This window comes from Azospira sp. MPR-E4, from assembly GCF_058809645.1.
The window spans coordinates 1-2,291 of record NZ_JBXAST010000108.1 but is presented as its reverse complement, the minus strand read 5'-3'; the positions used below and the strand labels follow the sequence as shown (position 1 = coordinate 2,291).

The following is a 2,291-nucleotide window of genomic DNA, read 5'->3' as shown; positions in this document are numbered from 1 at the left end:
CCCCTCGCCCACCCGCTTGAACTCCTCGCCCCCGCCAAGAATGCCGACTTCGGCATGGAAGCCATCGTCCACGGCGCCGACGCCGTCTATATCGGCGGCCCGGCCTTCGGCGCCCGGGCCAATGCGGGCAACAGCGTGGCCGACATCGCCCGCCTCAGCGAATTCGCCCACCGCTACAACGCCCGGGTACTGGTAGCCCTCAACACCATCCTCAAGGACGAGGAACTGGAGACCGCCCGCCGCATCGCCTGGGAATGCCACGACGCCGGCGCCGACGCCCTCATCATCCAGGACATGGGCCTGCTGCAGCTCGACCTGCCGCCGATCCAGCTCCACGCCAGCACCCAGACCGACATCCGCTCCGTGGACAAGGCCCGCTTCCTGCAGGACGTCGGCTTCTCCCAGATCGTCCTGGCCCGGGAACTGGACCTGGAACAGGTCCGCCAGATTGCCGCCCAGACCGACATCGCCCTGGAGTTTTTCGTGCACGGCGCCCTCTGCGTCAGCTACAGCGGCCTGTGCAACATCAGCCACGCCCACACCGGCCGCAGCGCCAACCGGGGCGAATGTTCCCAGGCCTGCCGCCTGCCCTACGACCTGGAAAACGAGCAGGGCCAGATCATCGCCAGCGACAAGCACCTGCTCTCCATGAAGGACAACGACCAGAGCGCCAACCTGCTGGCCCTGGCCCAGGCCGGCATCAGCTCCTTCAAGATCGAAGGCCGGCTGAAGGACCTCTCCTACGTCAAGAACATCACCGCCCACTACCGCACCCTGCTGGACGACATCCTGGCGCAACATCCCCAATTCACCCGTTCCTCCGCCGGCCGCAGCACCTTCTTCTTCACCCCCCAGCCGGAAAAGACCTTCAACCGGGGCGCCACCGACTACTTTGTGCACGGCCGGGGCCACAGCGAAGTGGGCGCCTTCGACACCCCCGCCTTCTCCGGCCCGGCCATCGGCAAGGTGAGCCGCCTGGGCAAGGGCTGGTTCGAGGTCGAGACGGCGGAAGCCCTGCACAACGGCGACGGCCTCTCCTATTTCGACGGTCACGGCGAACTGGTGGGCCTGCGCCTCAATACGGCGGAAAAGGTGGGCGCGGCCTGGCGCTGCACGCCCAACGAAGTGCCGGAAGACCTGGTCGTGGGCACCGCCATCCACCGCAACCGGGACCAGGAATTCGAACGCATCCTGGAAAAGAAGTCGGCGGAACGCCGGGTAGGCATCACCATGGTCTTCGCCGAAAGCGGCGACGGCTTCGCCCTGACCCTGACGGACGAAACCGGCGTAGCCGTCAGCGTGCCCCTGGCCCACGCCCGGGAAGCCGCCCAGAACGGCGAACGGGCCCTGGCTGGCCTCCGGGAAAACCTGGCCAAGCTGGGCAACACCCTGTACGTGGCCGACGGGGTGGAGCTGCAGCTATCCCAGCCCTGGTTCCTGCCCGCCGGCGCCATCAACGCCCTGCGCCGGGAAGCGGTGGCAGCCCTGGATGCGGTCCGGGCCGCCGCCTACCAGCGCCCGCCCCGGGCCAGGCCGGTGGAGCCGCCGGCCCTCTACCCGGAAGTGGAACTGACCTACCTGGGCAATGTGTACAACCGCAAGGCCCGGGAGTTCTACCTCAAGCACGGGGTGGAACTGATCGCCGCAGCCTACGAGGCGGACGAGGAAAAGGGCGCCGTTTCCCTGATGATCACCAAGCACTGCCTGCGCCACAGCTTCAACCTGTGCCCCAAGGAAGTGAAGGGCTTAAAGCCCGATCCCCTGACCCTGGTGAACAACGGCGAGCGCCTGACCCTGAAGTTCGACTGCGTCAAATGTGAAATGCACGTGGTGGGCAAGATGCGCAAGAACCGCAGCATCCAGCTCATGCCCCACTGAGTGGGGGAAAAACCTTTAGCCACAGAGGGCACAGAGAACACAGAGAAGAGTAATGCCAAGTCGTTGGTTTACCTCTGTGTTCTCTGTGCCCTCTGTGGCAAAAAAGTAGCTCAATAATGAGGCGGAATCTCGTCCTGCAGGGTGCGCTTTTCTTCCGGCAGGCTGGCCAGCATCTGCTGCCGCAGGGCCCGCAGGTCGTGCTGCAGTTGTTCGATCAGCTGCTGCTGGCGGAAGACGGTGCGGTTCAGTTCGTCGATGGCATCGTCGGCAAAGCTGAGCTTGATTTCCAGTTCGTTCAGACGCTCTTCCATGGCGGTTCCCGGTCGTTGAGTGAGGGCGGATTCTACGCCTGCCGCCCCATGGCTTACACTACGCCCCTCACGCCTGCTCCCACCCTGCCTTGACTACCCAGC

Annotated in this window: 2 protein-coding genes; one reads left to right on the top strand and one right to left on the bottom strand. The window is 65.2% G+C overall.

Features of this window, described 5'->3' with window-relative positions; genetic code table 11:
- A partial coding sequence (locus AC1RTA_RS16520; protein ID WP_492785358.1) for a peptidase U32 family protein occupies positions 1-1,878 on the top strand: 1,878 nt, incomplete at its 5' end.
- A gap of 110 nt (positions 1,879-1,988) precedes the next feature.
- Here AC1RTA_RS16520 and AC1RTA_RS16515 read toward each other — a convergent pair.
- Positions 1,989-2,189 carry a SlyX family protein gene (locus tag AC1RTA_RS16515; RefSeq protein ID WP_014237783.1) on the bottom strand — a complete coding sequence of 67 codons (201 nt, stop codon included), beginning with the start codon at positions 2,187-2,189 and terminating at the stop codon, positions 1,989-1,991.
- Positions 2,190-2,291: the final 102 nt, after the last annotated feature.

Coding starts and splice junctions, on each gene's coding strand:
- AC1RTA_RS16515 (WP_014237783.1), bottom strand. CDS start 2,189: ATGGAAGAGCGTCTGAACGAACTGGAAATCAAGCTCAGCTTTGCCGAC.